We start from the raw sequence: 21159 nt of genomic DNA on the forward strand, positions 1-21159 counted from the left end.
TGTTGGCAGTGATGGTCACTTTGAGCGACAATCTTCTGAACCGGAGGTCTCCTCCGGCATAATAACAATGATGAAATTCCTCTTTGACGGGCCAATAGAAATATTGGCCACTTTTTTATCTCAGCAACGACGGCAAATTTCCCTCGCCGTACAGATGCAATGCCCCAACCGCCACCACATACCGTCCGGCAGGCAGCGCGTGCAGCTTTTCGCACCACGCCTGATTGCGCTCGTGCATCAGCACGTCATACAGCGATTCGCTGAACGTGGCCGGAAGCGCCAGCCGGTCAACGGCAGGGGGCGAATCCAGCCACCAGCTCACCATGGTTTGCAGCAGCCGGGCATTGGTGTGCCAGTGGGTTAGCGTATCTTCCAGCAGCAGCAAACCGTCGTTTGGCATCTGGCGCAGCAGCGCAATCTGGCTGGCGGCACCCTCCAGTTCGATAACCGGCAACTGCTGCTCGCGTGCGGCATTCAGCAATTGATAGTCGATGCCGTAATCGCCCCGTAATCCCAGCCGCTGCGCCTGGGTGGCCTGCAACACCATCGCGATCTGCCATAGCGGCTGGCTCTCGAGCATCGAGACAGATAAGCCAAGCTCGTCGGCAACCCGCTGCAGTTCAGCCAGTTGCGTAGCGCTGAGACGCTCCTCCAGCGGAGGTGGTATCGCAAGCCCGGCGAAAGGCGACTCGTCCCCGGAGATATCCGCTTCGACGATCAGCGCGTCGGCCTGACGCAGTCGGCTAATCAGCCCCTCGGGCAACGGAGACATATCTCGCGTCCCCATATGGATGCTGCCGACCAGATGCAGATGCTGTCCGCCGGGAAGGGTGATATCGAGTCCAGGCCAGCGATAGCGGCGGGGAAAAAGGGCGCGAAACGATGCTTTCAGACGTTGAAACAGACCCATACGCGCTCCCTGAATGAAAAATTCATGCTAGCGCGTGGGGCAGGGCGGTGCAAGACGTCCTTGTCCTGCAACCGCCTCAGGCTTTAGGTTTAAAGCGCAACAGGCGGTTAGCGTTGCTCACCACGGTAATAGAGGAGAGGGCCATGGCGGCACCCGCCACTACCGGGTTCAGCAGCGTGCCGGTCAGCGGCCATAAGATCCCGGCGGCGATGGGAATACCAAAGGCGTTATAGATAAAGGCCCCCAGCAGGTTTTGCTTCATGTTGCGCAACGTCGCTTTCGAGATGGCAAGCGCGTCGGCCACTCCGGTCAGGCTGTGGCGCATCAGGGTGATGGCTGCCGTTTCGATGGCGACATCGCTCCCGCCGCCCATGGCGATGCCCACATCCGCCTGCGCCAGCGCCGGGGCGTCGTTGATGCCGTCGCCAATCATCGCCACGCGGCGTCCCTGGCCCTGCAGTTTGATAATCGCATCCGCTTTGCCATCCGGCAGCACGCCGGCGATCACCTCATCAATGCCCGCTTCCCGGGCGATAGCCTGGGCGGTGGTGGCGTTATCGCCGGTGAGCATCACCAGACGATAGCCTTCCCGGTGCAGGCGTTGCAGCGCGGCCACGCTGTCAGCGCGTAATGGATCGCGAATGGCAAACAGCGCCGCGGCCTTTCCGTCTACCGCCAGCAGCACCGGGGTTGCCCCCTGTGAAGCCCAGGTTTGCAGCTGCTCGTCCAGCGCACGAGTATCAATGCCGTTTTCCGCGAGCAGCGCCTGGTTACCCAGCAGCAGGGTGCGATTATCCACCTCACCGCTGACCCCAAGCCCGCGCAGGGTGCGGAAGTTATTCATCTGCGGTAATGCGCTGCCCGCTTTCTCCAGAATCGCCGGGGCCAGCGGATGGCTGGAGCCCTGCTCCAGTGCGCCCGCCAGACTCAGGGCCTCGGCTTCGCTCATACCCCCCAGTGTATGGACGGCAACCACCTGGGGTTTACCCTCGGTGAGGGTCCCGGTTTTATCAAACACCAGGGTGTCTAAGGTGCTGGCGCGCTGCAGGGCGTCGGCATCACGTACCAGCACGCCCGATTCTGCGGCACGCCCGACGCCGGAGATAATCGACATCGGTGTCGCCAGTCCCAGGGCACAAGGACAGGCGATGATCAGCACCGTGGTGGCGATCACCAGGGTATAGACAATCTGCGGCGCGGGGCCGAAGAAGTACCAGATAGCGGCGCTGAACAGGGCGATACCCACCACCACCGGCACGAAGATGGCAGAGATTTTATCGGCCAGCTTGCCGATCTCCGGCTTGCTGCTCTGGGCCTGGCGCACCATACGAATAATGCGCGACAGCGTGGTGTGGCTGCCGACGGCACTGGCGCGGAACAGCACGCTGCCATCCTGCACGACGGTACCGGCATGAACGCTCTCCCCGTCGCTTTTCTGCTGCGGCACCGGCTCGCCGGTGAGCATCGCTTCGTCAAACCAGGCTTCGCCCTGGGTGATCTCCCCATCCACCGGCACGCGATCTCCGGTGGTCAGGCGCAGGATCATGCCTTCCTGAACCTCTGCCAGCGGCACGCTCTGTTCGCCGTTTTCGGTCACAACCCGGGCGGTAGGCGGCGTTAAGTCGAGCAATCTTTCCAGCGCTTTCGACGAGCGCTGACGGGCCCGGGCTTCCAGCATATGGCCCAGGTTAATCAGGCCGATAATCATCGCGCTGGCTTCATAATAAAGATGGCGCGCTTCCATCGGGAACCACTGCGGCCAGACGTTGACGCTCATTGAGTAGAGCCACGCCGCGCCGGTACCCAGCGCCACCAGCGTGTCCATGGTGGCGGTGCGGTTTTTCAGGCTCTTCCATGCGCTGGTATAGAAGTGGCCGCCTGCGAAGATCATCACCCCAAGGGTGAGCACGCCTATTGCCAGCCACAGCGTGCGGTTGTCGTCGGTGACCATCATGTTATCGCCGAGCATTCCCCAGCCCATCACCGGGATACCCACCAGCAGGGCGACAATCGCCTGCCAGCGAAAACGTTTCATGGTGGCGATGGCGGTCTCCTGCTGGCGCGCCCGGCGTTCGATGTCATCTTCAATCGCCTCGGCGCCATAGCCTGCTTTTTCAACCGCCTGCACTAAATCAGCGGCGGAGGCGCTGCCCATGATCAGCGCAGTGCGCTCCGCCAGATTGACCCGTGCCTGTGCCACACCCGGAACCGCCTGCAGGGCATCCTGAACGCGGGTGACGCAGCTGGCGCAGCTCATGCCATTGATCAACAGCTGCTGGCTGTCATCGCTATCGTGAGCTGCCGGAAGCTCAGAGGGGGCCGCTGTCAGTGCTTCCGACGGAGTTGTTGACGCTGTCAGCGGATCAGCCTTTGGGTGGCTTAACGCCGCACCGTAACCGGCCTGTTTGATGGTGTCGATCAGGGCATCGGCGCTTGCGCTGCCGGTGACAACCGCGTGCTCGATGGTCACATCTGCACTCTCAACGTCCGGGCGTTGCTCCAGACTCTCTTTAACGCGTTTGACACAGTGGCCGCAGGAGAGGCCATCCAGTGTCAGGTCGATGGTTTGAGACATAGGTAAACTCCTTCTAAATCTCCAGCCAGATATTGACCGGAGAGACACTTTCATCTAACTGTTATGAAGGTTAAACCTTCCATCAAGGGGAAGGTCAAGGGGGAAACGTGAATATCAGTGATGTTGCCAAAAAAACCGGCTTAACCAGCAAAGCGATTCGGTTTTACGAAGAGAAAGGGCTGGTGACGCCGCCGCTGCGCAGTGAGAACGGTTACCGGAGCTATACCCAGAAGCACCTCGATGAACTGACGCTGCTGCGCCAGGCGCGACAGGTGGGTTTCAATCTGGAGGAGTGCGGCGACCTGGTGAACCTGTTCAACGATCCTGCGCGCCATAGCGCCGACGTTAAAAGCCGGACGCTGGAGAAGGTGGCGGAGATTGAACGTCATATTGTGGAGCTACAGGCGATGCGCGATCAATTGCTGGCCCTGGCGGAGAGCTGCCCGGGGGATGACGGCGCCGACTGTCCGATCATTGATAATCTGTCCGGCTGCTGTCATCGCAAGGCGAAGGCCTAACCGCGGGCCGGGTTGAGCATAAATACCACCGTACCGCGATACCACGGGGATTGTTGCAGCTGCGCTTCGGCCTGCCGATCCCGCTGGCCGTTCTGGACCAGCCCGAGCTTGAATGGAATGCGCAGCCGGGCAAGCGCGGGCAGATAGGCCTGATAGTTGGCCACCGTATGGCGGCCCTGATAGCTCTGGATCACCAGCTCGTCCACTGCCAGCCCGTTCAGCGTGGCGACATCCCCGGTTTTTGCCCAGTCCAGCAGCCCGGTGACCCCCAGAGAAAATTCGGCCGGCAGCTGCTGGCGCAACGCCTGCAAAAAGCGGGCGTAGTCCGCCAGCTGGTGGGTGGCCGCATCAAAATCAACCTGCAAACCCACCACCTGATTACCGGCCGCCTGCCAGCGCTGCATCAGACGGACTATTCGCGGGAAGATCTCAGGCGGTACGTCGAGGGTGGTAAAGCGCACGGTCAGCCAGATTGAGGGAAAGGTCAGGCGGCTGACGGGCAGTCCGAGGCGCTGGAACACCACCTCGTTCGGGCGGGCCAGCACCTCTCCCTGATGCAGATAGACCGTTTGCGCCTCCTTCAGCGCATCGCTGGCCTTAACCCCCGTCCAGAGCCAGAAGGCCGGGTGTTCGTGCGCGGTAACGATCTCCTGCGCCTGCGCCTGTCCGGCCAGCAGCGCGGCTACCAGTAGTATTTGAGTTTTTGTGCCCACGGGCTGCCCGGATACTGCGTTTTTAACTGCGTGAACCAGCCTTTGCGCTGGGCTTTGTCCACCTCTGCTCCGCCACATTCGTTATAGCCGGACGGGGCATAGCACATGATGGCCCGATAGAGGGCGTAGCTTTTATCTTCATGCTCCGCCTTTGGCGAGGTGATGACCTGCTGATAGTAACCCTGCCTGTCGAACTGGCCGTAAGGTTCTTTGCGGTGGATCGCCGCGCTAAGCAGGCCGTTGCCTGCGCTGTCTTTCCACAGATCGACATGGGTAGTGGTTGTGCGGAAGAACTCGCCCAGACAGTTCAGGGCATGGGCATCATTGGCGTTCTTACTGAGAACCTGCACCGTGTTGTCCAGACTTCGACAGACGTAACCGGCTTCGGCGGTATCGCCGTTCCAGTCGAAAACGCTCAGGTTAACATCGTCAAACGCTTTGCCCACGACCGGAGGCGTGATGGCGCTGGCGAGCTTCCTGTCGGTTAACCAGTCGCTGAAGCGGTTTTCGGTTAAATCACGCACCAACAGCGTGTGCAGCGCAATGGTGCGCTCCTCGTTGTTCGGCCCCTGGCTGGCCTGCTGGCGTAACCACTCAGGCGAGGCCACCGCTTTCAGCACCTGTGAGCGAAGCCGCAGGTTGGTAACGGCGCTGTCCGGAGCAAAAATCGCCTCTGCATTGCCGCTATACACCAGCGTGGCCGCCAGCCTGGCCTGCACATACTGCTGCTGTTCGACATCCTGGCTCTGCTTTAGCAACTTCAGCCAGAAATCACCTGCCGCCGGCCACTGCTTTTGCGCCATCAGCGCGTCGCCGTACAGCACCTGCTCGCTGAAGGCGAGAATGTCGTGCGCCGGGAGTTTTTCCGCTGGCTTAACGGCCTGCAAAATGGCGGCATCATTGTCTGTTGCCCGCCACAGGTTCAACTGCAGATTACGCCACAGCGCCAGCTTGCCGCTTTTTTCAAACACCGGTTTGCTGCTGTCGAGCGCCTGCTGCGTCAGGGTCGGTTTCTCGTCGCTGTTCAGGCGAAGGGCACGCAACATTTCGGTATAGCTGACCAGCGGCGCGTCGGGGAATGCCTCCTGCACGGCGCTTACATAGAACTGCATGCCAAAGACATTATCGTATTCGATCACCAGCCCGCGCAGCGCCCCGGCGTCACTGGCCTGCTGGAACCGCTGCTCATACAGCCCCGCCAGCTGCGGCCAGGCCTGCAGATACCAGTTGATACGGCGCAGCATGCCGCGCGCGGAATCGGCATAACGCCCCTCCGGCCAGCGCTGAAGATAGACCTGAGCAGCTTTCTGCGCCTGTTCGGCGGCAGAGCGATCGATACGATCGAGAGTGAAATCGCCGTACTCCCCCGTGCTGTTCTGGCTGCTTTTGTTCAGCGCCGTACGCATCAGCATATAGTGCGCGGTTTCCGCCAGCCACGGGCGATTGCTGTCGATCAATGCGCTAAATGCGCGATCCGCCCCGGCGTAATCCCCGGCATAAAAAAGGGCTGCCCCTGACAGATAGGTTTTGTACTGCACGGCTGTCGATTGTGCCGGAAGAGTCTCCAGAGATGCCGCCAGCTGCTCGTCGGTCGCGCCGGAATAGAGCCCTGAACGCGCCCGGGCCAGGGCATGGCGCTGTTCGGCCGTGAGCGTTTCATCGGCCAGCAGGACGGCAAAAAACTGGCTCACGCTGTCGGCACTGTTCGAGACGAAGCGGTTTTCCAGCTCACCGTCGTTGCGGATCTCAACGGGGTCAAGCTGCAGAGCGGCGAGCTGTTTGCTGAGCGAACTCTCTTCAACCGGTGCTTCCCCTGAGGCGGTGGCAGGTGTCGTTGCGGCATCCCACTCCGGATGATAAGCAAAATAGAAGTCGCGGGAGCGGGTGATATCCGCAGGCGTGGCCTGCACGGGCAGGGCAAAGGATTTTGCTTCGCTCAGCAGGCGCAGCAGGTTGTCGCGGGAATCATTGCCGGGTGTCAGCACCGGGTCGCCTTTCAGCAGGCAATAGTCATCGCTCCATTTACAGTCTTCGATATCAAACGAGGCGTATGCCGGTACGGCACTTGCCAGTAATGCGCTAACGCTCATTACGAGCGTTGTCTTCCTGACCATTCTGTTAATCCTGTTCTTATCGGGAGAGGGCGCGGATGCGAAGGGTGATCCCCTCGACGGCCACCACTTCAACTTTTGTACCGGCGCTTAGGTCGGCATCGGCAATCACCGGCCATGAGCTGTCGCCGACGCGCATATGGCCGCGCCCGTTCACCAGGGCGGTATCCAGCGTAAACTGCATCCCCACCAGCTGTTGTCCACGCTGGTTGAGCCGGGCATCGGCGGGTTTCTGGGCGCGCACCTGGCGTGAGAGCCAGCGCCACCAGAGCCAGGCGGCAATCAGGGTGAGTACCGCGAAAAGCACCCCCTGCCAGGCCCAGTCGAAGGGTAAGATCCACACCAGCAGGCCGGTGATAACGGCCGCCACGCCGCTCCACAGCAGATAGCCGTTGCCGCCAAGCATCTCTGCCGCCAGCAGCAGGCCCCCGAGACTCAGCCAGAAGACGTGCGGATGTGCAGCAATTAACGCGATCATAATTTGCGCTCGTTGCCGCTGTTTTTAATCAGCTCCGCGATCCCGCCGATCGAGCCCATCAGGCTGCTGGCATCCAGCGGCATCATTACCACCTTGCTGTTATCCGCCGAGCCAATGGCTTGTAGCGCTTCAGTGTACTTCTGCGCCACAAAGTAGTTCACCGCCTGGATATCCCCGGCAGCGATGGCCTCCGAAACCATTTTGGTGGCGCGGGCTTCTGCTTCCGCCGAACGTTCACGGGCTTCGGCCTGCAGGAAGGCAGACTGGCGTTCGCCTTCGGCTTTAAGGATCTGCGACTGTTTTTCCCCTTCGGCTTTGAGGATCTCCGCCTGGCGCACCCCTTCGGCCTCCAGAATGTAGGCGCGCTTGGTTCGCTCGGCCTTCATCTGGGCATTCATCGAGGTGATCAACTCTGCTGGCGGGCGCACGTCACGGATCTCAATTCGCGTGACTTTAATGCCCCACGGGTTGGTGGCTTCGTCGACGATGTGCAGCAGGCGGGTATTGATGCTGTCGCGCTGGGAGAGCATTTCGTCCAGCTCCATCGAGCCCAGCACGGTTCGGATATTGGTCATCGTGAGGTTGATGATGGCTAACTCAAGGTTGCTCACCTCGTAGGCGGCTTTCGGGGCGTCAATCACCTGAATAAAGCACACCGCGTCGATGGTCACGTTGGCGTTATCCCGGGAGATGACCTCCTGCGACGGGATATCGAGCACCTGTTCCATCATATTGATCTTGCGGCCAATGCGGTCCATAAACGGCACGACCAGGCTTAACCCCGGCTGCAGCGTATTGGTATAACGACCAAAACGCTCAACCGTCCACTGGTAGCCCTGCGGCACGATTTTGACGCCAGCGGCGACGATCACCAGCGCCACGAAGATGAGAATAGGGATGACGATGAACATGTAAAACCTCCTGTTTTGTATTCCATGTTGCGATAACAATTGTTCGTTTGTTGCCCATTAGTATATCGGCAAACAGGGGGAAATTCGCCTTGAATCAACGAGCCGGGCAGGGTCCAGACATAAAAAAGCCCCGCTAAAAATAGCAGGGCGACGGGACTTTTAGTCGACAGCGGCAGGTCAGGCGTCGGGATGGGTGTAAGCGAAGTCAGAGATGTACTGCTCGCCCGCTTCGTTGATCGCCCGTGACAGTCCGGCATAGTATTTTTCCAGGCCAATCGCTTCAATCTGCTGCAGCTGTTCACGCACCGGGGCGCAGAACAGACCGGCATTACCGGCTTCGACGCGCTTATTGTTAGGCGGCAGATCGCCGGTGATCGCTTTGAACCAGGTGCGGATCCCCTGTTTGAGGTTATTTGGCGCTTTTGACAGGTTATCGATACCGGTCAGCACCTGCAGGGTCGGGAACTGATCCTCTGCCACGGCGCTTTTCAGGCGGTCAAAGAACTGGCTGAACAGCTCATAGGAGCCCAGTTCGATGATTTTCGGCTTCGTTGTTTTACCGTTTTTATTGCCGATTTTGCTCGCGGCAGGAGTCGTGGACGGCACGATACCTGTCTTATGCAAGTCTAATCCGAAGAGCAGATTGCAGTGGGCACGACGCTCTTTCAGCGGGTAAGACATCAGCACTTCAATAAACTTCGTCGCCATCACATCCGACAGCTTATGGTTGATCAGCCACTGCGAGCGGGAAAAGTCTGCCGGGGAGACAAACCATTCCGGAACCTCGTCGTAGCGCTTCGATTTACCTTTCCCATCAAATTCAATGAAGTGCGTGCCGTTGTCGAAAGCGAATTTGCAATTTTTAAAGCTGCCAATAGTGGTATTAACGATCAACGCTTTTTTCACGAAATCAACGACTTCAGGGCCAATAACAAAGCTGGTCTCTGCCGAGGAGTGGATGACTTGCATTAATGTTTCTACATTAGGAACACCCGGCTTAAGGGAGGTGAACTCATAAAAGATATGTGTCATGCCGCATACTTCCTATAGTTAAAAGCGAGCCATTTTTATCGCGAAAAAGTTTAACATCTCCCGCAAGATGAGGCTATTAGCACCGCGTGTGGGAGTTTTGCGCCGATCACAAATGGAAGATAAAGGTTACTACAGGCGGGCTATCCGTTCAGAAGCGTGGACATGCTAAAGACTATATTTTACATCGTTAAAGACTCATTAACTTTTTTTCAAAATAAAACATTAGAAAGACTTAATGAACGCTAGCGGCAGATATAAAAAAAGCCGCCATAACGGCGGCTCCAGTATTTTCTAAACGATCAGTACAGCAGAGCGTAAAGCTTACGGCGATAGGAGGAGGCCAGGGAGTCACCCGTGCCGAGTGCCGCCAGAATGTCCTGGAACGTTTTACGCGCCTGGCCGTCAGCCGCAGCCAGATCGGTTTTGAGATGGCTGAACAGCAGTTCCAGCGCTTCTTCGTTACGACCTACCTGATGCAGCTGCAGTGCAAGCTGGCTGGCCAGCGCCGCGTCGGCAGGGTTGTTGGCCACCTGCTGTTGCAGTTGCTGAATTTCCGGCGTATCCGCGGCTTTCTTCAGCAGTTCAATCTGCGCCATCAGCCCCTGGTAGCGGGTATCCTGATCCTGAAGTGGGATAGTTTTCAGCACCACTTCGGCGTCTTCAGAACGTTTTAAGACAATCAGCGTTTCCGCCAGCAGCAGGCCGGTTTCGCTGTTCTGACCGGAAAGCTGCCACGCCTCTTTCAGCAGCGGCAGGGCGTCGTCATGCTTGCCTTCGGCCATCAGTGCCGCCGCCTGCTGCGCTTTCAGCTCATCTTCGCGCGGCAGCACTTTATCCAGCAGGGCGCGGATCGCCTCTTCCGGCTGCGGGCCCTGGAAGCCATCCACCGGCTGACCGTTCTGGAACAGATAGACCGTTGGAATGGCGCGCAGGCCAAACTGCGAGGCAATCATCTGCTCGGCGTCGCAGTCGAGCTTCGCCAGAATAAACTGACCATTGTACTGGGCGGCCAGCTTCTCAAGGACCGGGGTCAGTTCCAGACAGTGCTGACTCCGCTCAGACCAGAAGTAGAACAGCACCGGTTTGGTCATCGACTGTTCAAGGGTCTGGTGCAGGTTTGCTTCGGTAATGTTGACAATATTCTGTACGGACATGCGGCATTCTCGATTATGAGTTTCTGTTTACATGGGGGCGTGACGCGTGGCTTCAACTCAGCCCTGTAAAATTTTGTCCATCATCCGGCCCGGCAGCAGGCGCTTCAGCAGGCCGACGGCGTGGGTCACCAGCGTGACCGGATAACGCATTTTGGGGTTTTTGCTCTCAAAAGCATGGCGCACTTTGGCGACCACCGCCTCCGGCCCCAGCGTAAAACGTGCGGCAATGCCGGGATTTTCCACCGGCTTGTCGGCCTGGGTTTGATTGACGTTGTCGGTAAAGCGGGTGCGGATAGGGCCCGGTTCAATCAGGCTCACCTTAATGCCGCTATGGCGCAGCTCCATGCGCAGCGCATCCGACCAGGCTTCCAGCGCATATTTGCTGGCGGCGTAAGCCCCACGACCGGGCGTGGAGATGAGCCCCATCACCGAGGAGGTCATCACAATCCGGCCCTCGCCGTGCGGCAACATGGCGGGCAGCAGGCGCATGGTAAGCTGATGGACGCCAAAAAAATTGGCCGAAAACTGCTGTTCAAGCTGCTGGCGCGTAATAGTCTGCAGCGGGCCGTAAACGCCAAATCCGGCGTTGTTGAACAGCCCATACAGGCGATTACCGGTCAGGGCGATCACTTCATCGGCGGCGCGTTCAATGCTTTCTGCACAATCCAGATCCAACAGCACGCCGGCAAAACCCATGTTGTTCATCCGTTCAACGTCTTCGGGTTTGCGGCAGGCGGCCAGCACCCAGAATCCCTGACGCTTCAGTTCAAGGGCGCTTTCAAAGCCAATTCCGCTGGAACATCCTGTTATTAAGACCGATTTTTGCATAACTTTACCTGTCAGGATCTCCGCTGAATTACGAGTCATGTTTAACTAAAGGAGCCAGCCGGGTTGCCATCCAGTCTGCGATAAACGGCTGGGCGTCCCGATTGGGGTGAATACCGTCGTCCTGCATCCACTGCGGTTTCAGGTAGACCTCTTCCATAAAAAAGGGCAGCAGCGGAACATCGAACTCTTTGGCGAGCTTCGGATATATCGCGCTGAAGGCTTCATTATACCGACGACCATAGTTAGCAGGCAGGCGAATTTGCATCAGTAACGGCTGGGCGTTGGCGGCGCGGATATCCTGCAAAATTTTGCGCAGGGTTTGCTCCGTCTGCTGCGGCTGGAAACCGCGCAGGCCGTCATTGCCGCCAAGCTCCACCAGCACCCAGCGCGGCTGATGCTGTTTCAACAGGGCAGGCAGACGGGAAAGTCCCTGCTGGGAGGTGTCGCCGCTGATGCTGCCGTTGACGACCGTCGTTTTGCTCTGCCATTTATCGTTCAGCAGCGCAGGCCAGGCGGCACTGGCCGCCATCCGGTAGCCAGCGCTCAGACTGTCACCCAGAATTAATAGCGTGTCCGCCGCCGCGGCGCGAAATGAGAACAGAATCAAAAACAGGAAGGGCAAATGCCAGCGGAAAACATTGTTGAAGTTCATCATCTTAAGAAGTCCGTGGGTCAGGGGGAGCACGAGCTTTCCATCCTTACCGGAGTTGAACTCATTGTCAAACGCGGGCAGAGCATCGCCCTGATTGGTGAATCGGGTTCGGGCAAATCCACGCTGCTGGCGATCCTCGCTGGTCTGGATGACGGCAGCAGCGGTGAGGTCAACCTGGTCGGCCAGCCCCTGCATGCGTGGGATGAAGAGGCGCGCGCCGCCCTGCGGGCAAAGCACATTGGTTTTGTTTTTCAGTCGTTTATGCTGATCCCGACCCTTAACGCGCTGGAGAACGTTGAGCTGCCGGGGCTGCTGCGCGGCGAGAATACCGCCCACAGCCGGGAGAGCGCCAGGGCGCTGCTGGAACAGCTGGGGCTGGGTAAACGCCTCGATCACCTTCCGGCGCAGCTCTCCGGCGGCGAGCAGCAGCGCGTGGCGCTGGCCCGTGCGTTCAATGGCCGCCCGGATGTGCTGTTTGCCGACGAACCCACCGGTAACCTCGATCGCCAGACCGGGGACAAAATTGCCGATCTGCTGTTCTCGCTTAACCGCGAGCACGGCACCACGCTGATCCTCGTCACCCACGATCCGCAACTGGCTGCCCGCTGCGATCGCCGCCTGCGCCTGGTGAATGGCGAACTGCAGGAGGAAGCATGATTACCCGCTGGTTCTGGCGCGAATGGCGCTCCCCCTCGCTGCTGATCGTCTGGCTGGCGTTAAGCCTGGCGGTGGCCTGCGTGCTGGCGCTCGGCAGCGTCAGCGATCGCATGGAAAAGGGACTCAGCCAGCAGAGCCGTGAGTTTATGGCCGGGGACCGCACGCTGCGCAGCTCCCGCGAGGTGCCCCAGGCGTGGCTTGAGGAGGCGAGAAAAGAGGGGCTGAAGGTCAGCGAGCAGTTGAGCTTCCAGACCATGACCTTTGCCGCCGATACGCCACAGCTGGCAAGCGTAAAGGCCGTCGATGATATTTACCCGATGTACGGCGAGCTACAAACCAACCCGCCGGGCCTCAAGCCCGCGCCGGGAACGGTGTTGCTGGCCTCGCGCCTGATGGCGCTGCTGAATCTGAAAACCGGCGACAGCATTGACGTCGGGGATGCCACACTGAAAATCGCCGGAGAGGTGATTCAGGAGCCGGATTCCGGCTTCAACCCCTTCCAGATGGCGCCGCGCCTGCTGATGAACACCGCAGATGTCGCCAAAACCGCGGCGGTACAGCCCGGGAGCCGCGTCACCTGGCGCATTAAGTTTGGCGGCACGCCCGCCCAGTTGAGCACCTATGAAAAGTGGCTGCTGCCGCAGCTGAAGGCGGAGCACCGCTGGTCCGGAATGGAGCAGGAGGATGGCGCGCTCGGCAAGTCGCTGGAGCGTTCCCAGCAGTTCCTGCTGCTGTCGGCGCTGTTAACGCTGCTGCTGGCGGTCGCGGCGGTGGCGGTGGCCATGGGCCACTACTGCCGCAGTCGCTACGACCTGGTGGCGATCCTCAAAACCCTCGGCGCGGGCAGGGCACAGCTGCGCAAACTGATTGTCGGCCAGTGGCTGATGGTGCTTACCCTTTCTGCTGTCACCGGCGGGGCGATGGGGCTGCTGTTCGAGAAGGTGCTGATGGTGCTGCTCAGGCCGGTGCTGCCCGCCGCGCTGCCGCCTGCCAGCCTGTGGCCGTGGCTGTGGGCGATTGGGGCCATGACCGTTATCTCCCTGCTGGTGGGGCTGCGCCCTTATCGCCTGCTGCTGGCGACGCAGCCGCTGCGCGTCCTGCGTCGCGACGTGGTGGCCAGCGTCTGGCCGCTGAAATATTACATTCCGGCGATTGTGGTGCTGGTGGTGGTGCTCCTCGCCTGGCTGATGGGCGGCAGCATGCTGCTGTGGGCGGTGCTGGCCGGGGCCGTGGTGCTGGCGCTGCTCTGCGGCGTGCTGGGCTGGATGCTGCTCAGCGTGCTTAAGGGGCTGACGGTAAAATCCCTGCCGGTGCGTCTGGCGGTGAATCGCCTGCTGCGCCAGCCGTGGTCAACCCTCAGCCAGCTGTCGGCCTTCTCGCTGTCGTTTATGCTGCTGGCTTTGCTGCTGGTGCTGCGCGGCGACCTGCTGGATCGCTGGCAACAGCAGCTCCCGCCCGAAAGCCCGAACTACTTCCTGATTAACATCGCCCCGGAGCAGGTGACGCCGCTGAAGACGTTCCTCTCGGAGCACCAGATTATCCCCGAGTCCTACTATCCCATCGTGCGGGCGCGTCTGACCCGGATTAACGGTCAGTCTACCGAGGGTAATAAAGATGAATCCCTTAACCGCGAGCTGAACCTGACCTGGCAGGATAAACGCCCGGATCATAACCCGATCACCGCCGGAACCTGGCCGCCAGGCGCGGGGGAAGTGTCGATGGAAGAGGGGCTGGCAAAACGCCTGAACGTCGCCCTGGGAGATACGGTGACCTTTACCGGCGATACCCAGGACTTCAGCGCTAAAGTCACCAGCCTGCGCAAGGTTGACTGGGAGAGCCTGCGGCCAAACTTCTTCTTCATCTTCCCTTCCGGGGCGCTGGACGGGCAGCCCCAGAGCTGGCTGACCAGCTTCCGCTGGGAGAACGGCAACGGCATGCTCACCCAGCTGAACCGCGAGTTCCCGACCATCAGCCTGCTGGATATCGGCGCGATCCTGAAACAGGTCGGGCAGGTGCTGGAGCAGGTAAGTCGGGCGCTGGAGGTGATGGTGGTTCTGGTGACGATCTGCGGCGTGCTGCTTTTGCTGGCGCAGGTGCAGGTCGGGATGCGTCAGCGCCATCAGGAGCTGGTGGTTTATCGCACCCTGGGCGCAGGTAAAAAACTGCTGCGCACCACGCTCTGGAGCGAGTTCGCCCTGCTGGGACTGGTGGCTGGCCTGGTGGCGGCCATCGGGGCCGAAACCGCGCTGGCGGTGCTGCAAACCCGGGTGTTCGACTTCCCGTGGGAGCCTGACTGGCGGCTGTGGGTGATCCTGCCGCTCAGCGGCGCGGTGATGCTCTCGCTGTGCGGCGGCTGGCTGGGGGCCCGGCTACTTAAGGGCAAAGCCCTGTTCCGCCAGTTCTCCGGTTAATCCCTTTTCGTAACCATCACGCACCGGTTTTTATATCGGTGCGTGATGTCTTAGCAGCATAAAAAGATAAAACACTGAGTGTTAGTGGCACAAATCATTAAAAACCGGACAACACGGACAGATAAATCCTGGTTAATATTCACCTGCTAAATAAATGGCAGTGTGTCTATCAAGGAAAAACAGTGACAATAAATAAAAAAGCGCTGGCAGTCGCTATTGGCGCTGCAGTGGCATTGACGTCTTTTGCATCCCAGGCTGAAATCACCGTTCTGAAACAAGATCCGCAGGCGGGCAACCCGCTGAGCCGCCTGAACTTTACCGTTGGCGGCAGTATTCGTCCCCAGTTCCAGAATATGACCGGCGACGACGGCAAAAACAGCTACAAGCGTAACGGCTTTGACGGCGGCACCCGCTTCCGTTTCGCGGCAGATTACTACCTGTTTGATGACATCAGTTGGGTGAGCTACTACGAGCTGGGTGTGAACATTCCGGCCCAGTTCAACTGGGATAACCACCATGCAGACGGCGCGCGTGATACCTCCCGTCGTATGCTCTACACCGGCCTGAAAAGCGATACCTGGGGTACCCTGACCTTCGGTCAGCAGAACAGCGTTTACTACGATGTGGTTGGTGCGAAAACCGATATCTGGGACTATGACATGATCGGCCAGGCGCCGGGTAACGGCATCAACGGCGACTACGACGGCTCTTACCGTTCACGCCAGATGCTGAAGTACAAGAAAACCCTCGGCGATGCGGACATCTACGCCTCTTACCTGTTCGAAGACAGCGAATACCTGCCGGGCAACGGCCTGCGCTACAAGCGTAAAGGCGGCGGTTCACTGGGTCTGGATTATCGCCTGACCACCGACCTGACCTGGGGCGCGGCGTGGAACTACACCCGTGCGGACATGCGTAATCCGGATAACGGCGACAGCAAAACCTGGGATCAGAATATCCTTGGTACCGCGCTGAGCTGGACCCCGGACAACTGGACCTTCTCCGCAGGCGGCGGCTGGTATCAGAACTTCATGACCAGCAAAAAAGTGTCGGTAAACGACTACTTTGCGGGTGACGCGTGGGGTATTGAGTACTTTGCGGGCTATAAATTCCCGATTGGTCAGTATGCGGTGAAATCCATCCAGCCTTACTTCATGGGCGACCGCATCGAGACCATGAATGGCCGCAACTACCAGCGCATCGACAACGGCGTGGGTATCAGCTTCCAGCTGGATTACGGTTTCCGCGTGGATTACGAGCACGTGTTCACCTCCAGCACCGACGATCTGGGCGATATGAACCTGGTGCGTTTGCGTTACGACTTCTAAAACTGACCCTCACCCTAACCCTCTCCCTGAAAGGGAGAGGGAACAGTCGGGCAGAATCTGTAGGCCGGATAAGCGTTAGCGCATCCGGCTTTTTTTCAGCGGCTCAGCCAATCCGCAACGTCTGCATACGTCCCGCGATAAACAATCTTTTCCGCTTTTTTCTCCAGCTGATAACGGTACATCGGGTCGTAATAGTCATTCAGCAGCGGCGCAAGCCAGCTGAAATGCGCTTCGGTGCTGCCGGTACGCTGCTGATCGTCCAGAGCGCTATCCAGCAGGGCGGTAAATTCGGCATAACGCTGCAACCCCAGACGGCGGCGGATGGCAAACAGTCCGTGGTGCAGATAGTCGCGATACTCCAGCCAGCCCGCTTCTTCTCCCCGCGCCTCGCGAAAGGCCTGCCACATCTGCGCGAAATACTCTTCCCGAAGGCGCTCAAGACGCACTTCAAACGGATCCTCGACCACCACAATCGGCGACTGCGTCATGCGATCGCGCAGGCATTCCGGCAGGTGGTTGGAGCCGATCATCCGGCCTTCGTCTTCCAGTACCCAGCGCGTGGCGTCTTTTTTTAACAGCTCAACCGCCAGATGGTTTTCAAAACTCGCCTGGGAGAGCTGCGGGGCCAGCGTGCGGCCAAAGGAGGAGCCGCGATGGTGCGCCAGCCCTTCGAGATCCACGCCCTGAGGATGCGCCTTCACCAGCAGCGTTTTACCGCTCCCGGTGCAGCCGCCAATCAGCACGCTGGGTTTTTGCGCCTGCTCGACGGTCGCCTGCATTGCCGCCTGACGTAGCGCTTTATAGCCGCCCCGGATCAGCGGGTAATCCACGCCTGCCTCTTTCAGCCAGGCCTGCACGATATGCGAGCGCTGCCCGCCCCGGGCGCAGCAGATGTAGCCCTGCGGTTGGGCAAGGCAGGCGGCGCGCCAGGCTTCCAGGCGTTGGTCTCGCGTCTCGCCGCTCACCAGACGGTGGCCGAGCGCGAGCGCGGCTTCCGGTCCCTGGCGCTTATAGCAGGTGCCCACGGCGGCGCGTTCGTCGTCGTTCATTAAAGGCAGGTTGATTGCCGCAGGCATGGTGCCCTGAGCAAATTCCACGGGCGCACGCACGTCAATCAATGGCGTGTCGGCGGTAAGAATGGCGCGGTAGTCCGTCCCATCGTTCATAAGGATCCCTCAAAACAGCGATGGGCAGGATTTTACGCCGGGGAAGGGGAAGGTCAACTCCCCGGCGGTGAGGCTTAGCTGAGTGCGGACTGCGCCCAGGCAATACCGCTGGCGTACTCTGGCGGCAGCAGCGGCACGATAGCGTCCAGCGCGGCGCTCAGGCGCGCGGTGTCGGTATCGTTCAGGTTCAGGTGGCCGACCTTACGACCCGGGCGCACCTCTTTGTCGTACCAGTGCAGGTGCACCAGCGGCAGGTTCAGCCAGTCGTAGTTCAGATCGGTGCCGATCAGGTTGATCATCACCGACGGGCTGTTCACCACCGGCTTCGGCAGCGGCAGCCCGGTGATGGCGCGCAGATGCAGCTCAAACTGGCTGATGGACGCCCCGTTTTGCGTCCAGTGACCGCTGTTGTGCACGCGCGGTGCCAGCTCGTTGATCAGCAGACCTTCCGGCGTGACGAAACACTCCATCGCCATTACACCCACGTAGCCCAGCTCCTGCATGATGGCAGAGAGCATGCTTTCAGCCTGCGCCTGCTGGGCTGCGTCCGCCTGCGGGAAGACTACGCTGGTGCGCAGAATACCGTCCTGATGCAGGTTGTGGGTCAGGGGATAGAAAACCGTGCTGCCGTCGTGGGCGCGGGCACCGACCAGCGACACTTCGCCGCTGAAATTGATGCCCTGCTCAACGATGCACTCGCCGTAGCACTCGTCCGGCAGCTGGTCGGTTTCACCGGCGCGCAGACGCCACTGGCCGCGGCCGTCGTAGCCGCCCACGCGACGCTTGACGATCGCCAGCTCGCCCAGCGTGTCAAACACGCCCGGCCACTGGCCTTTTTCGGTCAGCAGCTGCCACGGCGCGGTGGCGAGATGCAGATCGTCAAACAGCTGTTTTTGCGTCAGGCGGTCGGCGATGATCGGAAAGACGTCGCGGTTGACGAAGGCGTTGTGACGCGCCAGCTCGCGGGTTAAGGCGGTTTCAGGCCAGCGCTCAATCTCTGCGGTGATGACGCTTTGCTGAAACGGCACGGCTTCAGGTTCATCGTCCAGCCCAACCGGCCAGACGGTGATCCCCAACGGTTCACCGGCCTGACGCAGCATACGGCCTAACTGGCCGTTACCAAGGACGCAAACCTGCTTCATGCCGCACCTCGCGGGTCGGGATTGTCCAGCACCTCGTCGGTCTGGGCTTTACGCCAGTCCGCCAGGCGCTGATGGAGTGCTTTATCGTGGGTTGCGAGGATCTGTGCGGCCAGCAGGGCGGCGTTGGCAGCGCCCGCTTTACCGATGGCCAGCGTACCAACAGGAATGCCGCGCGGCATCTGCACGATGGAGTAGAGGCTGTCGACGCCGCTCAGGGCTGCGCTCTGAACCGGGACGCCGAGCACCGGCACCAGGGTTTTTGCAGCAATCATGCCGGGCAGATGCGCGGCACCGCCGGCACCGGCAATAATTACCTGATAGCCGTTCTCTTCTGCGCCTTCGGCGAAGCTGAACAGTTTATCGGGGGTGCGGTGCGCGGAGACCACTTCAACGTGGTGAGGAACGTTCAGGATGTCAAAGATTTCGGCGGCGAACTGCATGGTAGCCCAGTCGCTTTTGGACCCCATTACGATGGCGACACGCGCCGGATTATTGCTGGAAGACATGCGTCTTAAAACTCCTGTGGTGCACAACTCTCGGCTTTTGAGGCCACAGAGAATAGCACGATCTACAGGCAAGGAAAACGGTTGCGCGGCTAAAACTTCCGCCAAAGTCTGTCGCTTTATGCAATAAAAAAACCGCCAAAAGGCGGTCTTTTTACAGTCTGCTTTACGGCTTACAGCAGATTGCCTGCGGTCAGGTTCTCTTTGTCGAAAGCATGGTTCACATCAATATGATTCTGATGCACCGCCGTGTCGATATTCGAACCCGCTTCCGGGGCGGAGAAGTGGTGCTCTGCAGCCATCGCGCCAGAGGACAATGAAGCGGCCAGCAGCAGGGCGCTGACGATACTGATAGTTTTCATTCTCTTTTCCTTTTTCATCGTATTGTCGCTGTCGCTGGGCTCTTATCTGGCGGCACGGCAATCGGGCAAATTATTTAGTCAGTTCAGCGGTCATGTGCACGCGGTTGTCGAACTGGGCGCTGGTGATTTTGTAAGCAGCACCTTCTTTTGCGGCCTGAGCGGCAATTTTCGCTTCTGCACGGTCAAGGGTAGAGGCGGTAGCGCTCACGCTCTGGGCGAAAGAACCGAAAGAGATCAGAGAAAGAGCGGCAACTGCAACGAAAGTTTTGATGGATTTCATGGTCGTGTTCCTTAAGCTGTTTTGTTTGGGATAGGGCGTTGTTGCCCTGATGTGAATAATCATAGGCCGACCAGAGTGTGATTAAAATCAAAACAATTTGCGGAGAGAGTTCAAAAAATTTGAATAATTTCTGGGCAGGGATTTCAGAACGGGAAGGCGATAAGCTCCACACCTTCAGGCGTGACTTTGACCATCGAGCCTTCGGTGTGCCAGGCCCCTAACACCACGCGCTGAGCGGGTTCGCCGTTTACGGTAAGATGATGGACGTCCGGGCGATGGGTATGGCCGTGGATCAGCCACTGCACATGGTGCTTTTCCATCACGCTGACCACCGCCTGCGGGTTCACGTCCATGATGGTCATTGATTTGCTGCTGTTAGCGGCTTTGCTGCCGGCACGCATTTTTGCGGCGATACGGCTGCGGATAAACAGCGGCAGGGCGAGAAACAGCGTCTGGATCCAGGGGGTGTGCACTTTGGCGCGAAATGCCAGATAGCCGGTATCGTCGGTACAGAGCGTGTCGCCATGCATGATCAGGACTTTACGGCCATACAGGTCGAGGACGGTCTCTTCCGCCAGCAGGGTCATGCCGCAATCACGGGCGAAGCGCTTGCCCAGCAGAAAGTCGCGGTTGCCGTGGATAAAGAAGCAGGGGACGCCGGAGTCGACCAGCGCTTTAAGCGCACTCGCTATGTCGCGGTGCAGCGGGTTCGGATCGTCATCGCCAATCCAGGCTTCAAACAGATCGCCCAGGATGTAAAGCGCGTCGGCGTGGCGGGCTTCACCCTGTAAAAAACGCAGAAAACCGGCGGTAATCGCCGGTTCTTCTGTTTGCAGATGCAGATCTGCAATAAAGAGTGTCGCCACGAATTATTCGCTGACGGTCACGCTTGTGATCACAACGTCTTCTTTTGGAACGTCCTGGTGCATGCCGCTGCGGCCGGTAGAAACGCCTTTGATCTTGTCAACTACGTCCATACCCTCAACCACTTCAGCAAACACGCAGTAGCCCCAACCCTGCAGGCTTTCGCCGGAGAAGTTCAGGAAGTCATTGTCTGCTACGTTGATGAAGAACTGCGCGGTGGCAGAGTGTGGCGCCTGAGTACGGGCCATTGCCAGGGTACCGCGGGTGTTTTTCAGACCGTTGTTCGCTTCGTTTTTGATCGCCGCTTTGGTCTCTTTCTGGTTCATGCCAGGTTCAAAACCGCCGCCCTGGATCATAAAGCCGTTAATGACACGGTGGAAAATAGTGTTGTCGTAGAAACCTTCGCGGCAGTAGTCCAGGAAGTTTTTAACTGTTTCAGGCGCTTTGTCATCAAAGGTTTTGATTACGATATCGCCATGATTAGTGTGGAAAGTAACCATTTTTGCATCCTGTTCCGTTATAGTGGTGCTTCGACCCCGCCAGGGGCCACAATAAGCGCTTGTT

21 protein-coding genes are annotated in these 21159 nt (G+C 59.1%); 4 read left to right on the plus strand and 17 right to left on the minus strand.

Annotation, left to right across the window (positions count from 1 at the left end; genetic code table 11):
• Nucleotides 1–115: 115 nt before the first annotated feature.
• Entirely contained in the window at nt 116–910 is a 795-nt protein-coding gene (locus tag ACOYA6_RS01125; RefSeq protein ID WP_422653867.1) for a TraB/GumN family protein, read from the minus strand.
• A 76-nt stretch (nt 911–986) separates the two neighbouring features.
• The gene (copA, locus tag ACOYA6_RS01130; protein WP_422653868.1) at nt 987–3485 is read right to left on the minus strand and encodes a copper-exporting P-type ATPase CopA; all 2499 of its coding nucleotides are present in this window, start codon (nt 3483–3485) and stop codon (nt 987–989) included.
• A gap of 107 nt (nt 3486–3592) precedes the next feature.
• On the opposite strand from copA, the gene cueR reads away from it, so the two are divergent.
• Nucleotides 3593–4003, plus strand: coding sequence for a Cu(I)-responsive transcriptional regulator (cueR, locus tag ACOYA6_RS01135; protein ID WP_039032423.1), 411 nt, complete (start codon nt 3593–3595; stop codon nt 4001–4003).
• Here the strand turns inward: cueR and ACOYA6_RS01140 are convergent.
• The 8 genes from ACOYA6_RS01140 to tesA form a co-directional block, all read right to left on the minus strand.
• Nucleotides 4000–4716 carry a DUF3142 domain-containing protein gene (locus tag ACOYA6_RS01140; protein ID WP_422653869.1) on the minus strand — a complete coding sequence of 239 codons (717 nt, stop codon included), beginning with the start codon at nt 4714–4716 and terminating at the stop codon, nt 4000–4002. The genes cueR and ACOYA6_RS01140 overlap by 4 nt on opposite strands.
• Entirely contained in the window at nt 4686–6830 is a 2145-nt protein-coding gene (locus ACOYA6_RS01145) for a PA5441 family protein (RefSeq protein ID WP_422653870.1), read from the minus strand. Before ACOYA6_RS01145 ends, ACOYA6_RS01140 begins: the two co-directional genes overlap by 31 nt.
• Nucleotides 6831–6846: 16 nt before the next feature.
• Nucleotides 6847–7305 (minus strand): NfeD family protein, encoded by a 459-nt coding sequence (locus tag ACOYA6_RS01150; RefSeq protein ID WP_422653871.1) that lies wholly within the window; start codon nt 7303–7305, stop codon nt 6847–6849.
• Nucleotides 7302–8216 (minus strand): SPFH domain-containing protein, encoded by a 915-nt coding sequence (locus tag ACOYA6_RS01155; protein ID WP_039032427.1) that lies wholly within the window; start codon nt 8214–8216, stop codon nt 7302–7304. The genes ACOYA6_RS01150 and ACOYA6_RS01155 overlap by 4 nt, the downstream gene beginning before the upstream one ends.
• Before the next feature lie 177 nt (nt 8217–8393).
• Nucleotides 8394–9248, minus strand: a complete 855-nt coding sequence (locus ACOYA6_RS01160; RefSeq protein WP_039032428.1) for a hypothetical protein — start codon at nt 9246–9248, stop codon at nt 8394–8396.
• 299 nt (nt 9249–9547) lie between these two features.
• Nucleotides 9548–10402, minus strand: coding sequence for a co-chaperone YbbN (locus tag ACOYA6_RS01165; RefSeq protein ID WP_039032592.1), 855 nt, complete (start codon nt 10400–10402; stop codon nt 9548–9550).
• A gap of 57 nt (nt 10403–10459) precedes the next feature.
• Entirely contained in the window at nt 10460–11269 is an 810-nt protein-coding gene (locus ACOYA6_RS01170) for an SDR family oxidoreductase (RefSeq protein ID WP_138369695.1), read from the minus strand.
• Nucleotides 11259–11882: a multifunctional acyl-CoA thioesterase I/protease I/lysophospholipase L1 gene (tesA, locus tag ACOYA6_RS01175; RefSeq protein ID WP_039032597.1), complete on the minus strand. Its 624-nt coding sequence runs from the start codon at nt 11880–11882 to the stop codon at nt 11259–11261. The genes ACOYA6_RS01170 and tesA overlap by 11 nt, the downstream gene beginning before the upstream one ends.
• Between tesA and ybbA the strand changes: the two genes are divergently transcribed.
• From ybbA to ACOYA6_RS01190, 3 genes are all read left to right on the plus strand, one after another.
• Entirely contained in the window at nt 11853–12539 is a 687-nt protein-coding gene (gene ybbA, locus ACOYA6_RS01180) for a putative ABC transporter ATP-binding protein YbbA (protein WP_422653872.1), read from the plus strand. The two genes, tesA and ybbA, sit on opposite strands and share 30 nt — an antisense overlap.
• Nucleotides 12536–14950 carry a putative ABC transporter permease subunit YbbP gene (ybbP, locus tag ACOYA6_RS01185; protein ID WP_223074689.1) on the plus strand — a complete coding sequence of 805 codons (2415 nt, stop codon included), beginning with the start codon at nt 12536–12538 and terminating at the stop codon, nt 14948–14950. The genes ybbA and ybbP overlap by 4 nt, the downstream gene beginning before the upstream one ends.
• A 182-nt stretch (nt 14951–15132) precedes the next feature.
• Entirely contained in the window at nt 15133–16278 is a 1146-nt protein-coding gene (locus tag ACOYA6_RS01190; RefSeq protein ID WP_039032589.1) for a porin, read from the plus strand.
• 95 nt (nt 16279–16373) lie between these two features.
• On the opposite strand, the gene mnmH is transcribed toward ACOYA6_RS01190, so the two are convergent.
• The 7 genes from mnmH to ppiB all read right to left on the minus strand — a co-directional run bounded on the left by mnmH (nt 16374) and on the right by ppiB (nt 21095).
• Nucleotides 16374–17444 (minus strand): tRNA 2-selenouridine(34) synthase MnmH, encoded by a 1071-nt coding sequence (gene mnmH, locus ACOYA6_RS01195; RefSeq protein WP_422653873.1) that lies wholly within the window; start codon nt 17442–17444, stop codon nt 16374–16376.
• Between the two features lie 74 nt (nt 17445–17518).
• Nucleotides 17519–18586 carry a 5-(carboxyamino)imidazole ribonucleotide synthase gene (purK, locus tag ACOYA6_RS01200; protein WP_039032587.1) on the minus strand — a complete coding sequence of 356 codons (1068 nt, stop codon included), beginning with the start codon at nt 18584–18586 and terminating at the stop codon, nt 17519–17521.
• Complete coding sequence (purE, locus tag ACOYA6_RS01205; RefSeq protein ID WP_039032586.1) at nt 18583–19092, minus strand: 5-(carboxyamino)imidazole ribonucleotide mutase; 510 nt, start codon at nt 19090–19092, stop codon at nt 18583–18585. The genes purK and purE overlap by 4 nt, the downstream gene beginning before the upstream one ends.
• Nucleotides 19093–19262: 170 nt before the next feature.
• The gene (locus ACOYA6_RS01210) at nt 19263–19451 is read right to left on the minus strand and encodes a hypothetical protein (protein ID WP_139564468.1); all 189 of its coding nucleotides are present in this window, start codon (nt 19449–19451) and stop codon (nt 19263–19265) included.
• 70 nt (nt 19452–19521) lie between these two features.
• Nucleotides 19522–19731 carry a YdgH/BhsA/McbA-like domain containing protein gene (locus tag ACOYA6_RS01215; protein ID WP_039032584.1) on the minus strand — a complete coding sequence of 70 codons (210 nt, stop codon included), beginning with the start codon at nt 19729–19731 and terminating at the stop codon, nt 19522–19524.
• Between the two features lie 143 nt (nt 19732–19874).
• The gene (lpxH, locus tag ACOYA6_RS01220) at nt 19875–20597 is read right to left on the minus strand and encodes a UDP-2,3-diacylglucosamine diphosphatase (protein ID WP_422653874.1); all 723 of its coding nucleotides are present in this window, start codon (nt 20595–20597) and stop codon (nt 19875–19877) included.
• Nucleotides 20598–20600: 3 nt separating this feature from the next.
• Nucleotides 20601–21095, minus strand: coding sequence for a peptidylprolyl isomerase B (gene ppiB / locus ACOYA6_RS01225; protein WP_039032582.1), 495 nt, complete (start codon nt 21093–21095; stop codon nt 20601–20603).
• Between the last annotated feature and the right edge of the window lie 64 nt (nt 21096–21159).

The sequence above is a fragment of the Leclercia barmai genome, from assembly GCF_049312895.1.
Taxonomy (GTDB): Bacteria; Pseudomonadota; Gammaproteobacteria; order Enterobacterales; family Enterobacteriaceae; genus Enterobacter; species Enterobacter barmai.

Excerpts from the sequence above, each read along its gene's own strand:
- ACOYA6_RS01125 (WP_422653867.1), bottom strand. The coding sequence starts at position 910 with ATGGGTCTGTTTCAACGTCTGAAAGCATCGTTTCGCGCCCTTTTTCCC.
- copA (WP_422653868.1), bottom strand. The coding sequence starts at position 3,485 with ATGTCTCAAACCATCGACCTGACACTGGATGGCCTCTCCTGCGGCCAC.
- ACOYA6_RS01145 (WP_422653870.1), bottom strand. The coding sequence starts at position 6,830 with ATGGTCAGGAAGACAACGCTCGTAATGAGCGTTAGCGCATTACTGGCA.
- ACOYA6_RS01150 (WP_422653871.1), bottom strand. The coding sequence starts at position 7,305 with ATGATCGCGTTAATTGCTGCACATCCGCACGTCTTCTGGCTGAGTCTC.
- ACOYA6_RS01155 (WP_039032427.1), bottom strand. The coding sequence starts at position 8,216 with ATGTTCATCGTCATCCCTATTCTCATCTTCGTGGCGCTGGTGATCGTC.
- ACOYA6_RS01160 (WP_039032428.1), bottom strand. The coding sequence starts at position 9,248 with ATGACACATATCTTTTATGAGTTCACCTCCCTTAAGCCGGGTGTTCCT.
- ACOYA6_RS01165 (WP_039032592.1), bottom strand. The coding sequence starts at position 10,402 with ATGTCCGTACAGAATATTGTCAACATTACCGAAGCAAACCTGCACCAG.
- ACOYA6_RS01170 (WP_138369695.1), bottom strand. The coding sequence starts at position 11,269 with ATGACTCGTAATTCAGCGGAGATCCTGACAGGTAAAGTTATGCAAAAA.
- ybbA (WP_422653872.1), top strand. The coding sequence starts at position 11,853 with ATGCCAGCGGAAAACATTGTTGAAGTTCATCATCTTAAGAAGTCCGTG.
- tesA (WP_039032597.1), bottom strand. The coding sequence starts at position 11,882 with ATGAACTTCAACAATGTTTTCCGCTGGCATTTGCCCTTCCTGTTTTTG.
- ybbP (WP_223074689.1), top strand. The coding sequence starts at position 12,536 with ATGATTACCCGCTGGTTCTGGCGCGAATGGCGCTCCCCCTCGCTGCTG.
- mnmH (WP_422653873.1), bottom strand. The coding sequence starts at position 17,444 with ATGAACGATGGGACGGACTACCGCGCCATTCTTACCGCCGACACGCCA.
- purK (WP_039032587.1), bottom strand. The coding sequence starts at position 18,586 with ATGAAGCAGGTTTGCGTCCTTGGTAACGGCCAGTTAGGCCGTATGCTG.
- purE (WP_039032586.1), bottom strand. The coding sequence starts at position 19,092 with ATGTCTTCCAGCAATAATCCGGCGCGTGTCGCCATCGTAATGGGGTCC.
- ACOYA6_RS01210 (WP_139564468.1), bottom strand. The coding sequence starts at position 19,451 with ATGAAAACTATCAGTATCGTCAGCGCCCTGCTGCTGGCCGCTTCATTG.
- ACOYA6_RS01215 (WP_039032584.1), bottom strand. The coding sequence starts at position 19,731 with ATGAAATCCATCAAAACTTTCGTTGCAGTTGCCGCTCTTTCTCTGATC.
- ppiB (WP_039032582.1), bottom strand. The coding sequence starts at position 21,095 with ATGGTTACTTTCCACACTAATCATGGCGATATCGTAATCAAAACCTTT.